17 protein-coding genes are annotated in these 16,754 nt (G+C 57.4%); 9 read left to right on the top strand and 8 right to left on the bottom strand.

Features of this window, described 5'->3' with window-relative positions; all coding sequences use genetic code 11:
* Window positions 1-25: 25 nt before the first annotated feature.
* Entirely contained in the window at window positions 26-1,216 is a 1,191-nt protein-coding gene (locus tag LG327_RS14205; protein WP_404362832.1) for a protein-disulfide reductase DsbD family protein, read from the bottom strand.
* A gap of 1,349 nt (window positions 1,217-2,565) precedes the next feature.
* Between LG327_RS14205 and LG327_RS14200 the strand changes: the two genes are divergently transcribed.
* The 3 genes from LG327_RS14200 (at window position 2,566) to lgt (ending at window position 6,368) form a co-directional block, all read left to right on the top strand.
* Entirely contained in the window at window positions 2,566-2,967 is a 402-nt protein-coding gene (locus LG327_RS14200; RefSeq protein WP_404362831.1) for a MerR family transcriptional regulator, read from the top strand.
* Between the two features lie 72 nt (window positions 2,968-3,039).
* The gene (locus LG327_RS14195; protein ID WP_404362830.1) at window positions 3,040-5,496 is read left to right on the top strand and encodes a heavy metal translocating P-type ATPase; all 2,457 of its coding nucleotides are present in this window, start codon (window positions 3,040-3,042) and stop codon (window positions 5,494-5,496) included.
* Window positions 5,497-5,588: 92 nt separating this feature from the next.
* Window positions 5,589-6,368: a prolipoprotein diacylglyceryl transferase gene (lgt, locus tag LG327_RS14190; protein WP_404362829.1), complete on the top strand. Its 780-nt coding sequence runs from the start codon at window positions 5,589-5,591 to the stop codon at window positions 6,366-6,368.
* A 133-nt stretch (window positions 6,369-6,501) separates the two neighbouring features.
* Here the strand turns inward: lgt and LG327_RS14185 are convergent, their stop codons facing one another.
* A complete protein-coding gene (locus LG327_RS14185) occupies window positions 6,502-6,636 on the bottom strand; it encodes a hypothetical protein (RefSeq protein WP_404362827.1) in 135 nt (44 codons plus the stop codon).
* A complete protein-coding gene (locus LG327_RS14180; protein WP_404362825.1) occupies window positions 6,636-6,857 on the bottom strand; it encodes a hypothetical protein in 222 nt (73 codons plus the stop codon). Before LG327_RS14180 ends, LG327_RS14185 begins: the two co-directional genes overlap by 1 nt.
* 172 nt (window positions 6,858-7,029) lie before the next feature.
* Between LG327_RS14180 and LG327_RS14175 the strand changes: the two genes are divergently transcribed.
* From LG327_RS14175 to LG327_RS14160, 4 genes are all read left to right on the top strand, one after another.
* Window positions 7,030-7,431 carry a MerR family transcriptional regulator gene (locus LG327_RS14175; protein ID WP_404362823.1) on the top strand — a complete coding sequence of 134 codons (402 nt, stop codon included), beginning with the start codon at window positions 7,030-7,032 and terminating at the stop codon, window positions 7,429-7,431.
* Window positions 7,432-7,508: 77 nt separating this feature from the next.
* On the top strand, window positions 7,509-7,691 hold the full coding sequence (locus LG327_RS14170; RefSeq protein ID WP_404362821.1) for a hypothetical protein: 183 nt from the start codon (window positions 7,509-7,511) through the stop codon (window positions 7,689-7,691).
* 46 nt (window positions 7,692-7,737) lie between these two features.
* Entirely contained in the window at window positions 7,738-8,436 is a 699-nt protein-coding gene (locus LG327_RS14165; RefSeq protein WP_404362819.1) for a TVP38/TMEM64 family protein, read from the top strand.
* 123 nt (window positions 8,437-8,559) lie between these two features.
* On the top strand, window positions 8,560-10,917 hold the full coding sequence (locus tag LG327_RS14160) for a heavy metal translocating P-type ATPase (protein WP_404362817.1): 2,358 nt from the start codon (window positions 8,560-8,562) through the stop codon (window positions 10,915-10,917).
* A gap of 91 nt (window positions 10,918-11,008) precedes the next feature.
* Here the strand turns inward: LG327_RS14160 and LG327_RS14155 are convergent, their stop codons facing one another.
* From LG327_RS14155 to LG327_RS14145, 3 genes are read right to left on the bottom strand one after another with little or no spacing between them, the layout of a single operon-like run.
* Window positions 11,009-11,443: a GFA family protein gene (locus LG327_RS14155; RefSeq protein ID WP_404362816.1), complete on the bottom strand. Its 435-nt coding sequence runs from the start codon at window positions 11,441-11,443 to the stop codon at window positions 11,009-11,011.
* On the bottom strand, window positions 11,440-12,396 hold the full coding sequence (locus LG327_RS14150) for a carbon-nitrogen hydrolase family protein (RefSeq protein ID WP_404362814.1): 957 nt from the start codon (window positions 12,394-12,396) through the stop codon (window positions 11,440-11,442). The genes LG327_RS14155 and LG327_RS14150 overlap by 4 nt, the downstream gene beginning before the upstream one ends.
* Before the next feature lie 52 nt (window positions 12,397-12,448).
* Complete coding sequence (locus LG327_RS14145) at window positions 12,449-13,333, bottom strand: class I SAM-dependent methyltransferase (RefSeq protein ID WP_404362812.1); 885 nt, start codon at window positions 13,331-13,333, stop codon at window positions 12,449-12,451.
* A 118-nt stretch (window positions 13,334-13,451) separates the two neighbouring features.
* Between LG327_RS14145 and LG327_RS14140 the strand changes: the two genes are divergently transcribed.
* Entirely contained in the window at window positions 13,452-14,336 is an 885-nt protein-coding gene (locus tag LG327_RS14140) for a LysR family transcriptional regulator (protein ID WP_404362809.1), read from the top strand.
* 89 nt (window positions 14,337-14,425) lie between these two features.
* Here the strand turns inward: LG327_RS14140 and LG327_RS14135 are convergent, their stop codons facing one another.
* Window positions 14,426-15,355 (bottom strand): peptidoglycan-binding protein, encoded by a 930-nt coding sequence (locus LG327_RS14135; protein ID WP_404362807.1) that lies wholly within the window; start codon window positions 15,353-15,355, stop codon window positions 14,426-14,428.
* 146 nt (window positions 15,356-15,501) lie between these two features.
* Window positions 15,502-15,786 (bottom strand): ArsR/SmtB family transcription factor, encoded by a 285-nt coding sequence (locus LG327_RS14130; protein ID WP_404369437.1) that lies wholly within the window; start codon window positions 15,784-15,786, stop codon window positions 15,502-15,504.
* A gap of 197 nt (window positions 15,787-15,983) precedes the next feature.
* Between LG327_RS14130 and LG327_RS14125 the strand changes: the two genes are divergently transcribed.
* On the top strand, window positions 15,984-16,733 hold the full coding sequence (locus LG327_RS14125) for an MBL fold metallo-hydrolase (protein ID WP_404362805.1): 750 nt from the start codon (window positions 15,984-15,986) through the stop codon (window positions 16,731-16,733).
* Window positions 16,734-16,754 lie beyond the last annotated feature (21 nt).

Raw genomic sequence — 16,754 nt, 5'->3', positions numbered from 1 at the left:
TTCCTCGTGTAGATCTAATTCGTTTTTAATCTGCTGCTGTGCGCAGCGCCTGTATCAGACTTTTTTCCTCGAACAACCCCGTAAAACTGGCAACCGCCTCGCCATTCCCGTCGATGACCGCAGCAAAGGGCAATGCCTGGCCTCCTGTCTCAACCAGCAACTGGTCCTGCTCCAGCACACTTCTGGTCAGATCCACCTGAATGGGAACGACGCCCCCCTCCAAAACGGCTGCTGCAACAGCCGGAGAGCCATACACGGAGCTTTCGAGGACTTTGCAGTTGATGCACCAGTCCGCGGTAAATTCCAGAAGGTGTGGCCTGTTTTCACGACGGACTTCAGCGATCAGATCGGCCGAGTACGACTGCCACTGGATACCCTCCCCATGGTTGCCCGCCCCCCGGGGCACAGCAAGTGACAGTGGAAGCAGCAGTGCGAGAAGGCTAAAGGTGCCTGTCACCCCCCGGACCCCGCGGGTCCCCTGGTAACTTCTGATGCCAGCCCAGAGGATGACCAGCCCAAGCCAGAGCCACCAAAGAATCATGACCACTTCCTTTGGCAGAAGGCTGGTACTGAAAAACACAGCGGCTGCCAGAAGAATGAATGCCAGGACTTCACGAACGGCGCGGGTCCACGCTCCGGCCCTGGGCAACCTTGCCAGCCAGTGTGGATTGAACATCAGCAGCATATAGGGCAGGGCCAGGCCAATCCCGATGCCGGTAAACAGCATCATTATGATATGGGGTGGCTGGGTAACTGCGAAGGCCAGCACGCCGCCCAGGAACGGACCGGCGCAAGGTGCGGCAAGGACGGCACTCAACAGGCCGGAAATGTAGGCTTCCAGATATCGACGCCCCTGAGCAAGCGCCGCAAACTGCGGTACCGGAATCGAGATATCCCGCCATGTCATAAAGGCGAAGCCTGACAGCACGACCACCAGCACTGCGACAAATCCGGTTGACTGAAACAACGTGCCCCAGTTCCACTGGAGCAGGGCGGTAAGAGCCCCAAGGCCGAGGAACAGTGAGAGGGTGCCAGCGACAAAAGCCGTTGCCGCCAGGGTGCGGTGGGACCGCTGACTGCCGGACTCCCTCAGGATGGTGCGAACCTTGATGGGGATCGCTGGCAGCACACAGGGTGTCAGGTTCAGCAGGAGCCCGGCAAGTATGGCCAGTCCCATTTGCCCGGCCAGGATCAGTGACGATTCTATAAGCATCATTCAGCACTCCAGCCTGGGACCTGCTTATGAGCAGTAATTCCGGGGCTTCAGGTGATTATCGCGCTGCGTTCATGTTCGTCGGCGCGATACATTTGTCGGCAGTCGGAGTTCTTTCGGAAGCGTCAGGAGAAGGCTTTTGGAGGGTAAGGATCAGGAGCGAGGGTTACACGGAGAGCCGCGGAAGAGGGAGCGCTTCCGAATTGGGGAGACTGGGGATTGTGCTCAAATCTCTGTGTGGGAGAAACTCCATAAACAACACAGACCATGGTACAGCCGGCCATGGACAGGGACGAAACACAGCCCTTTTCGCTGGTGTGCGGATCCAGAGCAGTCGGCAATGCGGATTCGGTGCACATGAGGCTCGCCCCGGACTCCTTGCCTGGCACTTCCATCGCACCAGCCTGCGATACTGACAGAAATGCTGACAGCATCACGATGAGGCAAAAGACCTGTCTGTTAAACAAGAAGGTGCGCGTCAATCTGAAAAACCCTGTGTGAAGTCTGCCCTGGATTCAGCTGAACTGTGGTTAGAAACTATCCGAATCCTAGGTATCGCCAGGTCCTGAGTCAAGGCGCCGGCCCATGAGATTAGAGGCGCTTGCAAAAACTCTTGACCTTAAACCTTGCTTCAAGGCTATGGTTTCCAGAATGTTCAGCTTCAGGATTACTTGCCGTCAGCGGTGGGCGCAAATCCAGAACAACAATCAAGCTAAGTGAGGAGTCATACCGATGACCTGTTGTGACAAAACGAGCGGTGAAGACAGGAATAAGGCAGGTGCCGGCACTGAGCGGGGAGGCTTGATGGGTCTGTTAGCCGGACCGCGGCGCTGGTGGCTGTTTGGCGCCATCGGAGTAGCGGCTGGCCTGACCTTCGGCTGGGAACAGCTGGTTCTGTTTGGAGTCGCTCCAATACTAATCAGCCTGTTGCCCTGCCTCGTCATGTGTGGGCTTGGACTGTGCATGATGTGCAAGAGCAAGTCGAACCCGGTGAATGCAGGAGCAGAGCAGCCAGAAATCACCGCCGGGACTAACTCTGCGGCGCCTCAACCAGAGACTTCCGCTATGCCTGCCTCCACCAGAACGTTCTGAGTCCAGAAGTTTCCGGATGAGTTGGCGCCATGATAAAAACATCGAATCGTGGCGCTCAGCTGTGCACCTGAAAACACCGCATCATCACCGGGCATAACTGAAAGCGCCTTTCATCCCACTTCCGATTTGCTCCGGCCCTTTGGCAATAGCCAATGCGGGCAGGAAAAGTCCTGCGACCAATACAAAGGGAGCTTGACCTTAAATCTTACTTAAAGGTTATGGTGGCCGTGGTGATTAACAACCCCTTCGGAGGTGGGTGAATGAAAACGTTCAATATCGGTGAGCTCTCTGAGAGAAGCGGTGTGGCCAGCCAGGTGATCCGCTTTTATGAGCGGGAAAATCTGATGCCGGAGCCGGAGAGGACACAGAGCAATTACCGCCGCTATCCCGAGGATGCGATTGCGAGGCTGCAGTTCATTGTCCACGCCAAACAGTGGGGGTTCTCGCTGGATGAGATCCGTGAGCTTCTGATGCTCCAGGACGCCAATGGCGACCGGGCGGAGGCCAAACGCATCGCACGCGAGAAGCTGGAAAAAATCCGGAACCAGATCCGCAACCTGTCCCGTATCGAGGCAGTCCTGGCGAAAACCCTCGAAGAATGCTCCGGTGAGGGCGCGATGGACGGTTGCCCAATCGTCGAGGCAATCGCCCATGAGGGCTGAAACCTCCAGTTATTTTTGGGGTGAATCTCGGCATTGGCGGGGTGCATCCATGGCATGGGGAGCACTGGCAGGATGCAGAAAATAGAGATCGGTATTGAAGGAATGTCCTGCGCTTCGTGCGTAGGCCGCATCGAGCGGGCTCTGACTGCGCAGCCCGGGGTGTCGACAGCCAAAGTGAACCTGGCCACCGAAAAAGCCTCCGTGGAATTCAGCGAGCCGGCAACCCCGGCCAACCTGATCGAAGCCATCCGGGGCGCGGGATACAAGCCAAAGATACAGTCCGCGGAAGTTCCCGTTATTGGCATGACCTGCGGCTCATGTGTATCGCGGGTAGAGCGGGCACTGACCAGACAGCCCGGCATGATAAGGGCCAGTGTCAACCTGACCACCCAGAAAGCCTTTGTGGAGTTCCTCTCCGACACTTTATCGCTGCCGCGTATTCACCAGGCCATCCGGGAGACGGGCTACGAGCCCCAGGACCCAGATACCAGCGCCCAGACCGAACAGGAAGACAGTGAGGGCATCGAGCTCCGTCGAAAGGTGATCTTCGCCGCGGTTTTGACCATCCCGGTGGTTCTGATTGCCATGGGGAAGATGATTCCCGCTCTGGAGGCTCTGTACGCCGGCGTCTTGTCCCATCGGGGCTGGATGGCCATTGAGTGGCTGTTGACCACGCCTGTGATGTTTTACGCCGGGGCCCGCTTCTTCCGCTCCGGCTATGCGGAGCTACGCCATGCCAGCCCGGGCATGAACAGCCTGGTGATGATCGGCTCCAGCGCCGCCTATTTCTACTCAGTTGCGGCATTACTGATTCCCGGATTTTTCCCCGCCGGCACAGCCGAGAGCTATTTTGAGGCGGCAGCGGTGATCGTGACCCTTATTCTGCTGGGCCGCTACTTCGAGCACATCGCCAGGGGCCGGACCTCCGAAGCCATCAAAAAGCTTTTGCAGCTGCAGGCCAAAACCGCCCGGGTCATCCGGGACGGTGAGGCCGTTGAAGTGTCCATCGAAGCGGTGGTGCCCGGCGACCGCATCCAGGTGCGGCCTGGTGAGCGCATTCCGGTGGATGGCGTAGTTGCAGAAGGCCAGTCGTATGTCGACGAGTCCATGATCAGCGGCGAGCCGGTGCCTGTTGCCAAGCAGAAAGACGCCGAACTGGTGGGTGGGACCATCAACAGGAATGGCTCTCTGACTTTTCGTGCTACTCGCGTGGGGGCGGACACGGTGCTGGCGCAGATCATCAGGATGGTGGAGTCGGCCCAGGCCGAAAAGCCGCCAATTCAGGAGCTTGCAGACAGAATTGCAGGTGTTTTCGTACCCATTGTCATGGTCATCGCCAGCCTGACCTTTATCACCTGGTTCGGCTTCGGACCGGCGCCGGCCCTGTCCTTTGCTTTTGTGACGACAGTCAGCGTACTGCTGATTGCCTGCCCCTGCGCCATGGGTCTGGCCACACCGACGGCCATTATGGTGGGAACAGGGAAGGGTGCTGAAATGGGTGTGCTGTTCCGCAAAGGGGCAGCCCTCGAGACCCTGGCGCGAATGGACACCATCATCCTCGACAAAACCGGCACCCTGACACGGGGTCGGCCTGAGCTGACAGATTTTATTCCTGTCGAGGGCCAGGAGGATGAGGTGCTTGCGTGGGTCGCTGCGGGCGAGACCGAGAGCGAACACCCCATTGGGGAGGCCATCGTCAAGGGTGCCAGGGATCGAGGACTCACATTACCCTCAGTCAGTGAGTTCCAGGCGGAGCCTGGCTATGGCATTCACGCCCGGGTGGCCGGGCACAGGATCAACGTGGGGGCGGACCGCTACATGCGCCGGCTTGGTATCGACCTGAACAGTGTCCATGACAGCGCGGTGGCACTGGCGGAAAAGGCCAAAACTCCACTGTATGTTGCAGTCGATGGTCGCCTTGCGGCCTTGATCGCAGTCGCCGACCCATTGAAGGAAGGCTCGGTGGAAGCGATTGCCGCCCTCAAAGCCTCCGGGCTGAGCGTGGCCATGCTCACTGGTGACAATCGGGCCACGGCTGAGGCCATCGCGAGCCAGGTCGGTATTGAGCGGGTGCTTGCTGAGGTGCTGCCTGACCAGAAAGCGGCAGAGGTGAAGCGGCTGCAGGAGGAAGGCGCCAGGGTCGCTTTCGTGGGCGACGGCATCAATGACGCCCCGGCACTGGCCCAGGCCGACGTGGGTATTGCCATAGGCACCGGCACTGACATCGCCATCGAGGCCGGAGACGTGGTGCTGATGCGGGGCGACCTGCGGGGTATTGTCAACGCCGCCGCACTATCACGGAGTACCCGCAAGACCATCCTCGGCAATTTCGTTTGGGCTTACGGATACAACCTTGCACTTATCCCGGTGGCTGCCGGTGCGCTTTTCCCGGTCACCGGTTACTTGCTCAACCCCATGCTGGCCGCCGGTGCCATGAGCCTTTCCAGCATCTTCGTGTTGACCAACTCGCTCCGGCTGGGGCGATTCAAGCCAGAGGGGGCTGATTTTGATCAGCATCCTGGAAAATAACAGCCCCCGGAACCGAGACTGCGCGTGCTCCGGCAGGACGGCTGAAGGTGGTCCCGCTGTTCGCCCATTAACGCACTTTAGTGAGGATTTCGATGATCAAGTACCCGGACATTGATCCAGTAGCCATCTCCATAGGCCCGCTCAAGGTGCACTGGTATGGCTTGATGTACCTGGTCGGTTTCGGAGCAGCATGGTGGTTAGGACGCCGTCGGGCTCATCGAATCGGACTGAGTAAAGAGGATGTAGGGGATCTGATTTTTTATGCAGCCATAGGGGTCATGCTGGGCGGACGCTTCGGCTATGCCCTTTTTTACGGCTTTGATCAGGTTATCGAAAACCCATTTTGGCTGTTCAAGTTGTGGGAAGGGGGGATGAGCTTCCATGGTGGTCTCCTCGGCGTGCTGCTTGGAGCCTTCCTGTTCGCCCGCAAACACAATCTGACTTTTTTCCAGCTGACAGATTTTATCGCTCCACTGGTGCCAATTGGCCTGGGCGCCGGACGCATCGGAAATTTCATCAATCAGGGTTTGCCGGGCCGGGTTACAGACGTCCCCTGGGGCATGGTATTTCCCGGGGTGGGACCAGAGCCCCGCCATCCGTCTTCTCTTTATCAGTTCGCGTTAGAGGGCGTGGCGCTATTCATTATCCTGTGGTGGTTTTCTAGCAAGCCCCGGCAACGGGCAATGACGTCCGGACTTTTCCTTGTGCTGTACGGCGCATTCCGTTTCGCTGTGGAATTTGTGCGTAGGCCAGATCCGCACATCGGGTTCATCGCCTTTGACTGGTTGACCATGGGCCAGCTGTTGAGCATCCCAATGGTCCTGGCGGGACTAATCATTATTGGGTGGTCAAGCCGACTGCGGACAAGCTAGCCATGAAAGACCTCTCTTTACACTGTTTCGGCCGCAACCATTCCCACAGCAGCGTCTACTGGATGATGCGGATTAAGACCCTTTGCCCAATATCCCCCGGAGAGGGAATAAGTGACGTATCGGACCCTCGTGCTCAGGCCTGCACCACTCCCTCGCTCTTGCTGCACCATCGCAGCCGGTAAGAAGAAACCCCGGCGACAGGGCGAAGAAAACCTGTGCCCGCCATGGCCCGCAGAACAGTGCGCCGGTGGAGGCTGGTCCGGCTCATTACTTGTCCCGCAGATACTTGATCAGTGCCAGAATCGCAAGCACCAGCAGGGCGATGAGCAGAAGCCAGATAATCATCATGAATATCCCCATGATTCCCATGCCCGGCATCATGTAGCCATCCATCATGCCTTCTCCCATGCGACCGGGGCCGTCAGCAAGGGCCAAGAGGGGAAGGAAAAGTCCCACTGTCAAAATGGTCAGCGTCTCAAAAACCTTCATCGCTGTTTCTCCGATTTTCGCTTGATGAGCTAGCCTCAAAACCCTATGAAAGGCTCCTCAGATGAGTCTGAAACACCTTGTCGTATCTTGCAATCAATGAAAAACCCTTGACCTTAAAGTTAACTTCAAGGTTATGGTTGGAGTCAGTTGATAATCGGTTTGAGGTGAGTTAATGAAAACGTTCAATATCGGCGAGCTTTCTGCCAGAAGTGGCGTCGCCAGTCAGGCAATCCGCTTTTACGAGCGGGAAAATCTCATGCCCGACCCCGAGAGAACCCAGGCAAATTACCGCCGTTACCCCGAGGATGCAATTGCCAGGCTGCAGTTTATCGTGCATGCCAAGCAATGGGGTTTCACCCTTGATGAGATCCGCGAACTCCTGATGCTTCAGGATGCAAACGGTGATCGGGCCGAGGCGAAGCGTATTGCGAAAGAGAAGCTGGAAAAAATCCGGGAACAGATACGGAATCTGTCCCGGATTGAAGTCGTGGTGTCCAGGACACTGGAGGAATGTTCCGGGGAGGGATTGATGGAGGGCTGTCCAATCGTCGAAGCAATCGCTGAGAAAGCATAGGGCGGTTGTTCATATTCGCGAACAGAAACCCGACAAGCTCACATTTAAAACCAGAGAACAGAACCAGGAGATTGACAATGATGACAGGTGAAGCATGCACGTTTGGAATGGTCGGAATGGGTCTGATATCCCTTTTGCTCATTGTTGCGCTGGTACTTGGGGTTGGTGCGCTCGCCAGGTATCTGTTCGCTGGTAACAGGGCTGAAGAAGGAGCCCAGAAGCACGCGGACAACAATTATGAACGCCACGTTACAAAGTAAGAGTTGTCCAGAGCGCGGCTTGGAGACATCGGAGCGTCTTGCAGGTATGGCAATCAGGTTTGATGCGAAAGCAAAATTTATCTGGGCCCTGCTCCTGATCGTGGCACTGACGGGGGTCTACTGGCTTTTTCAGGACACCGGCGTGCTGGCCACAGTGACGAACAAGGAGGCTCTGCGGGCATGGATCGAGCAGCTGGGCCATTGGGGACCCCTGGGCATCATCGCCCTGATGATTATAGCGATCGTGCTGAGCCCTGTTCCAAGTGCCCCTATCGCCATGGTTGCCGGGGCGGCTTATGGGTCTTTCTGGGGTACGGTGACCGTTGTTATTGGCGCTGAGGCAGGCGCCCTTATAGCCTTCGCCATTGCCCGTTCCCTTGGATATGATGTTATACATCGCTGGAAACGGGTGCGGCCTGTATTGGACTGGCTTGGCAGGGATCGCTCCCAGGGCGCATTGATGCTGGTGATTTTTGCATCGCGACTGGTGCCCTTTATTTCCTTCGATGCGGTCAGCTATGGAGCGGGTCTGACCCCGCTCGCCTTCTGGCGGTTTGTGGTTGCAACCCTCGCCGGAATTATTCCAACGGCGTATCTGATCACAACGTTTGGCGGCGTGATCATGACAACCGAGTCGGGGCTTATCACTTTCGCACTGATTCTCATCAGCAGCGTCACGCTGGTGCCAATTCTGGTAAAGCTGCTTTTGGCTCAGCGCCGGAGACAAAAGGATGGTAAAGGTTAAGGGACTGAATCTCAGTTCATTGGAAGTTGGGGACTGGTTTGTCGTTCTCTGCGGTTGTTTCAGCAAACCGCGTAAACAGGACTGCAGGCCGGTCCGGAATAAACGAACAGGCAGGGAGCTATAATGACTGAACACAAGCACACTCATCATCACGATCATGACTCCGAGGATCATCAGGGGGAACACGAAGTCAAAGATCCGGTCTGCGGAATGTCGGTAGATCCCCATGAGGCGGAGCATCGCAGCCAGCATGAAGGTAAGACCTGGTACTTTTGCTCCTCACGCTGTAAGTCTCGTTTCGACGAGGATCCGGAACAGTACCTCGATGATGATGAGAAGCGCGAAGAGCCGGTAGCCCCGGGCGCCATGTACACCTGCCCAATGCATCCGGAAATCCGCCAGGAAGGTCCTGGTGACTGTCCAATCTGCGGCATGGCTCTGGAGCCGGAGCAGGTCAGCCTCGAAGAAGGACCTTCCGGGGAGCTCACGGACATGACCCGGCGATTCTGGATCGGTTTTGTGCTGGCGCTGCCAGTTGTAGTGCTCGAAATGGGCGGCCATCTTATCGGTCTTGATCAGGTTATCCCGCCCCAGGTTTCCAACTGGATTCAGCTGTTCTTCGCCACCCCTGTGGTGCTCTGGTGTGGCTGGCCATTCTTCGTCCGAGGCTGGAAATCCGTAGTCAGCCGCAACCTGAACATGTTTACGCTGATTGCTATTGGTACCGGTGTGGCGCTGATTTACAGCCTGGTGGCTACAGTGGCTCCGCAGATATTTCCGGACGCCTTCCGGCAGGCCGATGGCTCGGTCCCGGTGTATTTCGAGGCCGCCGCCGTCATCGTGGTGCTGGTGCTTCTTGGCCAGGTGCTGGAGTTGCGCGCCCGGGAAAAGACCTCTGGTGCAATAAAAGCTCTGCTGGATCTGGCGCCAGCTACCGCACGAAAACTGGACGAGGAGGGCAATGAATCCGATGTCTCCCTCGACCAGGTCACGGTGGGCGATCGCCTGAGGGTCCGCCCAGGTGACAAAGTGCCGCTGGATGGTGAAGTCCTGGAGGGCAGCTCCAATGTGGACGAGTCCATGGTAACGGGTGAGCCTCTCGCGGTCCGGAAGGAAAAGGGCGAACAGGTAATCGGTGGCAGCATCAATCAGCAGGGCAGCTTTATCATGCGGGCGGACAAGGTCGGCCGTGACACCATGCTTTCCCAGATCGTACAGATGGTGGCCAGTGCCCAGCGCAGCCGAGCGCCGATTCAGGGTCTGGCGGACAAGGTGGCCAGCTGGTTTGTGCCAGTGGTTATCGTTATCGCTGCCATTTCCTTCGTTGTCTGGTCCATTGTCGGACCAACGCCGCCGATGGCGTTCGGACTGATCGCAGCCGTCAGTGTGCTGATCATTGCCTGCCCCTGTGCTCTTGGTCTGGCAACTCCCATGTCGATCATGGTTGGTGTAGGAAGAGGCGCCCAGAGCGGCGTCCTGATCCGTGACGCGGAAGCCCTGGAGCGCATGGAAAAGGTCGACACGGTTGTGATAGACAAAACCGGTACCCTGACCGAAGGCAAACCCCAGGTAACCAGACTCGTGCCAGCTGAAGGATTCAGTGAGGAAGAGTTGATGCGTTTTGTCGGTGGCCTGGAGAAAGGCAGCGAGCATCCACTGGCCCAGGCCATTCTTGATAAAGCCAAAGCCATGGACCTGAAGCTGCCGGATGCTCAGGGATTCGACTCGCCCAACGGCAAAGGGGTGACTGGTGAAATTGATGGCCAGCAGGTGCTGGTAGGCAATCGTCTTCTGATGGAATCCGAAAATGTCGATACCTCTGACTTTGAGGAGGAGGCCGACAAGCTCCGAAAAGATGGTGCTACCGTGATTTTTGCCGCAGTGGACGGCAAAGTCTGCGGCTTGCTCGCGATTGCCGATCCGGTCAAGGAGACGACCCAGGGCGCCATTTCAGCTCTGCAAAAAGAGGGAATCCGCGTGGTAATGCTGACCGGTGACAACCGCACATCGGCCGAAGCCGTCGCCCGGAAGCTCGGTATTGATGAGGTGGAGGCCGAAATACTGCCGGAAGACAAAGGCAGAATCGTCGAGCGTCTGCAAAAAGAGGGGCGGATTGTTGCCATGGCCGGGGACGGTGTCAACGATGCGCCGGCACTGGCCACTGCCGATGTGGGCATTGCCATGGGTACAGGCACCGACGTGGCGATCGAGAGTGCGGGCATTACGCTTCTGCGGGGCGACCTGATGGGTATCGTCGAAGCCAGAAAACTGTCTCTGGCAACCATGCGGAATATACGCCAGAACCTGTTCTTTGCCTTTGTCTATAATTCAGCGGGTGTACCGATTGCGGCAGGCGTGCTTTATCCCTTCGCCGGAATTCTGCTGTCGCCCATTTTTGCAGCCGCTGCCATGTCGCTGTCGTCGGTCAGCGTTATTGGAAATGCACTAAGGTTAAGGTTGATCAAAATCTCGGGTGATTAACATCCGGCTAAACTCCATACAGAAGGAACACTATCATCAGCGTATCGGGCGGAGCCGGGCCAAGGTCAAGGCGTTATTTTGATTCACGAGGCTACTCGGCCATATGAATACCTGTTCCTCCCATTTCGGCCGGTGTGTCCTTCAGTTTCAGAACCCCGTCGTGTATAGGGAGTACCGATTCCTGGTAGTGCACATGGACTGAAGGCTGGTGTCTGAAATCAGGAATCACTGCCGCGTAGACGTCAGTCAGACCCATGGTGGGGTGGTCCGTCATCAGATGGCCACCACACTTTGTGCACCATTTACGGGAACTCCCGGGCGTCTTGTTGTACGTGCCAATGTGCTCTGAACCGGTTGTTACAGTTACGGCATCGGGCTTCCAGAGGGTGAATGCATTCACCGGCCCTGCAGACCAGTGGCGGCAGGACTCGCAATGGCAGTACCCCATGGCCTCCGGATTCCCCGTGACGGTGAACCCAACCGCTCCGCAAAAACAGCTTCCGTTATAGGACCGTTCAGTGTTCATGATGCACTCCTCCCTGTCTCGATGAATTCAACTGGCCGTTGAGGGCTGGCATTGATCTGTAAAGTGAATATGTCCGGGCGCGCATAGTGGCCGACGATGTCCAGGCTGCGTTTGGCGGCGACTGCCTCGGCAAGTTCCATATCGGCCCAGACAACACCGACTTCCTGACGCAGAGGACCTGCGACGATCTCGCCCGCCGGCGATATCACCACAGAGTCGCCCTGGTTAATCCATTCCTCGGGATCAGGATAAAGCCTTTCAATATCCGGGAAATCCGGCGGAAGATCACTGATCCTCAGGATATTGCCTGCACCCACCACCCAGCAGCCGCCTTCGCGGGCGATATGCTGGAGGCTTCGAATCCACTTGTCGCCGCTGTCGTAGGTCGGGGCTATGTAGATTTCCACGCCCTGGGCAAAAAGCGCATAGCGGGCGAGAGGCATGAAGTTTTCCCAGCACACCAGTGAGCCGACTCTTCCCAGTGGCGTGTCCACCGCTTTCAGGCCGCTGGCATCGCCAAACCCCCACACCATTCGTTCAGGGTTTGTGGGCATGAGTTTTCGGTGCCGGTTAAGCAGAGTGCCTTCCGGCCCAATGGTCAGAACCGTGTTATAGAGGGTTGCACGGCTGGTTTCGCTGTCCCGTTCATTAACACCACAAACGACTGTAACCCCCATTTCCCTGGCTGCTTCCTGCAGGGGCCGCAACTGATCAGTTTCCAACTGCACCGCATTGGCAACCAGCCGCGCATGTAACTGCTCCGACAGGCCCCAGTCCCCGCCCGGCTTCAGGCGCCATATCCAGGCGGGATAGCCGGGAATGAATGCTTCCGAAAAGACCACCAGCTCAGCGCCGTCGACGGCAGCCTTTCGGACCCAGTTGGCCGCTTTCTCAATGGTCTTTTCCCGCTCCAGAAAAACAGGGGGCTCCTGCACAATGGCTATTCTGGTCATGATACTTCTCCCAGTAGATCGAAAAGGGGCCCCGAGCGGGCCCGCCGCTCACTTAGCGGGTGCCCGCTGCCACCAGCATTTCGCAGGGCCCTTCAAACTGGCCGTCCTTTTCGAACTGACCGAGGGCCTCCTGGATTTCAGCCCAGGCGTCATCCTGTTCCGTGGCGGAGAGCCCGCCCAGCATCTGGTGCAGGGCACCGAAGGATTCCTGTTCGAACTGCATGCACTCCAGCGCCGATTCAAGTCGTAATGGCGCCTTGACCCGCGTGACCTCCACATCATGGAAGCCGGCATCTTCCAGCCGTTGGGAAAGCACGTCCGGGTCGCCCAGGCTGAAGGGACCTGGCTGACCCGGCAGGGGAGGCGGTAGCGCAGCCCTTCGACGAATAATGCTTACCGGTAACGAGAAGAAAGGATTGGCCGCTGCGCTGGCATACACCATGGCGCCAACTCGACCGCCGGGTCTCAGACGAGCACGCATGCTCTCCAGGGCTCTGTTCTGATCAGGAAAGTAAATCAGCCCAACCCGGGATATAACGGCGTCGAATGGCTCCGCCTCAAGGTCATCGAGCATTTCTCCATCCGCCACGCGGGTTTCAACATTGGTGTAGCCGGCGCGGGCTGCATTGATCGCTGCAAGAGCGAGAATCCGCTGGGACAGGTCGGTGGCAAGAACATGACCGCTGATCCCCACCCGACGGGCGGTAGCCAGGGTCTGTTCGCCGGCACCGGCAGCCACATCCAGCACCCGGCTGCCTTTTCCGACCCCGGTCATGTCCAGCATCAGTTCCGTGGCGGGGCCGAGCCACCGGGCCAGCAGAAATCCCCAGTTATCCCAGGCTGCTGCGGCGTTGTCCCACTGCAGGCGGGTGGTTTCTTTGAAGACGATGGGGTCGAAGGCTGTCGGGGTCTGAGTCTGTGCCTGAATCTGTTCCATGATGGTTCCCCTTATAAGCAGTATTTGCTTGTCTGTAGATTAAGCGGAGGCTACTGTTGACTCAATTCCCGATAAATCGACATGTGACTTGCAAAAATGCACAGCCTGAGAGGCCGTCATGCAGTGGGATGATTTGCGGATCTTTCTTGCCGTTGCCCGGGAGGGCTCCATTAGCGGTGGCGCGAAACGTCTGGGCGTTCAGCATTCAACTGTGTCCCGTCGTTTACTGGTGCTTGAGAAGAGGCTGGGCACCCGACTGCTCGAAAGAAAGACATCCGGCTATGCCCTGACCCCGGCCGGAGACGAACTGAAACGCTCGGCCATGCGCATGGAAATGGAATTTCTGGATTTCGAAAGCGCCATGGGCCAGCAGGACACCAAACTTGCAGGTGAGCTCCATGTGGCAGCGATCAATAACATGGCGTCCAGCGTGCTGATGCCGATGTTCGCCAGCTTCAGCAGAGCTTTTCCCGACATCAAGCTCCACATAGAGGTATCCAATAAGTACGTCAGCCTTGCTGATCGCCAGGCCGACATTGCGATACGCCTGACCAATGCGCCAGTGGAAACCCTGGTAGGGGTGCGGCTGACGACGGTTGCATCAACCGTTTACGGGGAAAGGGATTATGTCCGGAAACTGAGAGCATCAAGTGGCCAGCCCCAGTGGCTTGGTGTTGACTGTTGCGGTTTTCATCACGCCTGGACCAACCGGGTATGCCCGGACCACGATCACGGCTTTTTTGTGGATGACACACTGCTCACCGTCGCTGCCCTTGAGCAGGGGCTGGGGCTTGCCTATCTGCCCTGTTTCATGGGCGATGTGAATTCCGCTCTTGAACGCTTCCGTCCGCCTGAGACGGAACTCGAACTTGGTCTCTGGCTGCTTTATCACCCGGACCTGAGACACACCAGGCGTATTGTTGCGTTTCGCGAGCATATGCTGGCAGAAGTAACAGCCCAGGAAGCCCAATTTACCGGCCGGCTGGCCGGCATTCCTCATTAACTGAGACAGGCGAACCAGGTCCCTTCTGGTTTGGCTGTTTCCGCCGGGCGTTTCAGCGGACGATCATATCGAAGCGCCACCATGGTTTCTCAGATCATCCAGCCAAACAGAAGGCTGAACATATTGCCGAAAAAGCCGCCTCCGTTTTTCTGTGCCTCGGCTGGCTGTTCGGCGGTATTAACGACCGCCGCCGTTTCGACCTCCGCGACGTACTCTTCTGAAGCATCAGAGCTGGCAGTAGTATCAGCTGCAGCAAGGACATCGGAAGAGGGCGCGTTGCCTGAATTACTATCCGGTGCCGCGGACGGTTCCTGTTCAAACGCAGTAACTTCCACCTGGGGGGCTGGCGCAGTTGCTGTGTCGGTTTGAGGGGCGGACTCAAGGGCTTGCTGCGTCCGGACAGCAGGTGTTTCGACCGGCTCCCCGGCAACCGCTGGCTCCGGGGAACTGGTAACGGGTGCCTCGGTTTCCTGGCGGGCGGCAGCTGATGCACTTTCCCGGGGCTCGGGAGTCGGCTCGGTGAGCTGCCGGGCTTCTGCCGGAGCTGATGCAACTTCAACCTTTACAGGACCTGGTTCCGGTTCGGGTGCTTTCCTGATCTCCTGCTCTGGTTCAGGCTTCGGCTCGGGCGGCGCTGTCTTCACAACCTGCCGGCTGGCTCTGGGGGCCGGCGCTGCGGGTCTGAGATCCAGCGCGGCGAGGGCCGCCTTCCGGTTCGGCAGGGCGTTGTCGCTGATAACTTCTCCCGTGCTGGCTATGCCAAGCGCGGACAGAGTGTCGCCATCCAGGTTGCCAGTGTTGGAGATTCCGTCTGTTCCCGACTGGTAGCGCCTGATTGCGAGACGAAGGTCGTTGTCAAGCCAGCCATCCGCCTGACCTACATCATAACCCGCCCCATGAAGGGCATTTTCAGCAGCGAAAATAACGTTAGCCGGCGCGGCCTGAGCGGTGGCTGACAGTGAAAAGATAATGGCAGCGGCAATGCTGTCACGCTTCCAGGCGAATCGGGTGCGGCCCATGGTTAAATCCTTGCATCAAATGATTACTGAAAGTATCAGTAATCGAACAAAGGTCCCATGACCCAGTTAACACACAGGAGCCACGACGGATAGAAATGTGTAACAGTGAACAGGTTCCTGGCCCGCTCTGCGGTCAGCTTGTTTTCTTATTCCTGGTCACAATAGAGTCGATAGAGGGTCTGCAGGATTTCCAGCACCCTGGCATCGGTAATCCGGTAATAGATGTTTTTGCCCTCACGCCGCGTGGCGACGAGATTTTCCCGGCGCAGAACCCCCAGTTGCTGGGACAGGGTGGGCTGACGAATCTGCAATCGTTCTTCCATCTCGCTCACGCACAGTTCTTCCTGGGTGAGCTGGCAAAGCAGGAGCAGGCGGTCCGGGTTGCCCAGCAGCCGCAGCACTTCGGTTGCCTTGCCCGCTGAGGCCCGCATCCTCTCAACGTTCAGTTCGGTGGTATCTGGCACGGTTCGTCCTCGCGTAACTAGACGGAACATTATACAATACGACATATCATTTTACAGTATAATGACTAGCCGGTTTCAGGCCTGATGAAAGTCCGGTATGGCCGGAGCTCTCGCACTGCGCCTGGGCAGCTTTTACGATGTGTTAATCACGGGGAGGACAAGGGATGATTTTCAGGCAGCTATACGAACCCATTTCCAGCACCTATACCTATCTGCTTGGCTGCGAAGAAACCGGCCTGGCGGTCCTGGTCGATCCGGTGATTAACGCCGTGCAGCGGGATCTGGACGAAGTGCGAAAGCACGGGTTAATGCTGGCCTACACCCTGGACACGCATATCCACGCGGACCACATCACCTCCGCACTGCAACTCAAACAGAAAGTCGGGAGTAAGATTGCGGCACCAGCCATGGAAGGACTTCCCTGCACCGACGTAGGTATTGAGGAAGGAAAACTCTTTCAGGTGGGGAGTCTCAATTTCACGCCGCTTCATACCCCTGGCCACACCGATGGGCATTTTGCCTATATTTTCCAGGACCGGGTGTTCTCGGGCGATGCACTGCTGATCGATGGTTGTGGCCGTACCGACTTTCAGAACGGTGACACGGATGAGCTGTACCGCACCGTCAACGAAAAGCTTTTTGCTCTGCCAGAGGATTACCTCGTCTACCCCGCACACGATTACCACGACCGGCGGGTGTCGACAATTGCCCAGGAGAAAAATCGGAACCCGCGTCTGGGCCAGGGCAAGACCCTCGAGGAGTTCCGGGAGATCATGCGCAATCTGAATCTGGACTATCCGAAATTCATCGATTACGCAGTTCCGGGCAATCGTCAATGCGGGGTGTGTCCCCCCGATTTACCTGAACACCTGCAGGAATACTGTCAACGCATGGTGCACAGCCCCCAGGGCTAATATTTCGCTGAACTGAGACCT

It is taken from the genome of Marinobacter sp. (assembly GCF_044799475.1).
Lineage (GTDB): Bacteria > Pseudomonadota > Gammaproteobacteria > Pseudomonadales > Oleiphilaceae > Marinobacter.
This window is presented reverse-complemented; position numbering and strand designations above follow the sequence as displayed.

Coding starts and splice junctions, on each gene's coding strand:
- LG327_RS14205 (WP_404362832.1), bottom strand. CDS start 1,216: ATGATGCTTATAGAATCGTCACTGATCCTGGCCGGGCAAATGGGACTG.
- LG327_RS14200 (WP_404362831.1), top strand. CDS start 2,566: ATGAAAACGTTCAATATCGGTGAGCTCTCTGAGAGAAGCGGTGTGGCC.
- LG327_RS14195 (WP_404362830.1), top strand. CDS start 3,040: ATGCAGAAAATAGAGATCGGTATTGAAGGAATGTCCTGCGCTTCGTGC.
- lgt (WP_404362829.1), top strand. CDS start 5,589: ATGATCAAGTACCCGGACATTGATCCAGTAGCCATCTCCATAGGCCCG.
- LG327_RS14185 (WP_404362827.1), bottom strand. CDS start 6,636: ATGAGCCGGACCAGCCTCCACCGGCGCACTGTTCTGCGGGCCATGGCG.
- LG327_RS14180 (WP_404362825.1), bottom strand. CDS start 6,857: ATGAAGGTTTTTGAGACGCTGACCATTTTGACAGTGGGACTTTTCCTT.
- LG327_RS14175 (WP_404362823.1), top strand. CDS start 7,030: ATGAAAACGTTCAATATCGGCGAGCTTTCTGCCAGAAGTGGCGTCGCC.
- LG327_RS14170 (WP_404362821.1), top strand. CDS start 7,509: ATGATGACAGGTGAAGCATGCACGTTTGGAATGGTCGGAATGGGTCTG.
- LG327_RS14165 (WP_404362819.1), top strand. CDS start 7,738: ATGGCAATCAGGTTTGATGCGAAAGCAAAATTTATCTGGGCCCTGCTC.
- LG327_RS14160 (WP_404362817.1), top strand. CDS start 8,560: ATGACTGAACACAAGCACACTCATCATCACGATCATGACTCCGAGGAT.
- LG327_RS14155 (WP_404362816.1), bottom strand. CDS start 11,443: ATGAACACTGAACGGTCCTATAACGGAAGCTGTTTTTGCGGAGCGGTT.
- LG327_RS14150 (WP_404362814.1), bottom strand. CDS start 12,396: ATGACCAGAATAGCCATTGTGCAGGAGCCCCCTGTTTTTCTGGAGCGG.
- LG327_RS14145 (WP_404362812.1), bottom strand. CDS start 13,333: ATGGAACAGATTCAGGCACAGACTCAGACCCCGACAGCCTTCGACCCC.
- LG327_RS14140 (WP_404362809.1), top strand. CDS start 13,452: ATGCAGTGGGATGATTTGCGGATCTTTCTTGCCGTTGCCCGGGAGGGC.
- LG327_RS14135 (WP_404362807.1), bottom strand. CDS start 15,355: ATGGGCCGCACCCGATTCGCCTGGAAGCGTGACAGCATTGCCGCTGCC.
- LG327_RS14130 (WP_404369437.1), bottom strand. CDS start 15,786: ATGCGGGCCTCAGCGGGCAAGGCAACCGAAGTGCTGCGGCTGCTGGGC.
- LG327_RS14125 (WP_404362805.1), top strand. CDS start 15,984: ATGATTTTCAGGCAGCTATACGAACCCATTTCCAGCACCTATACCTAT.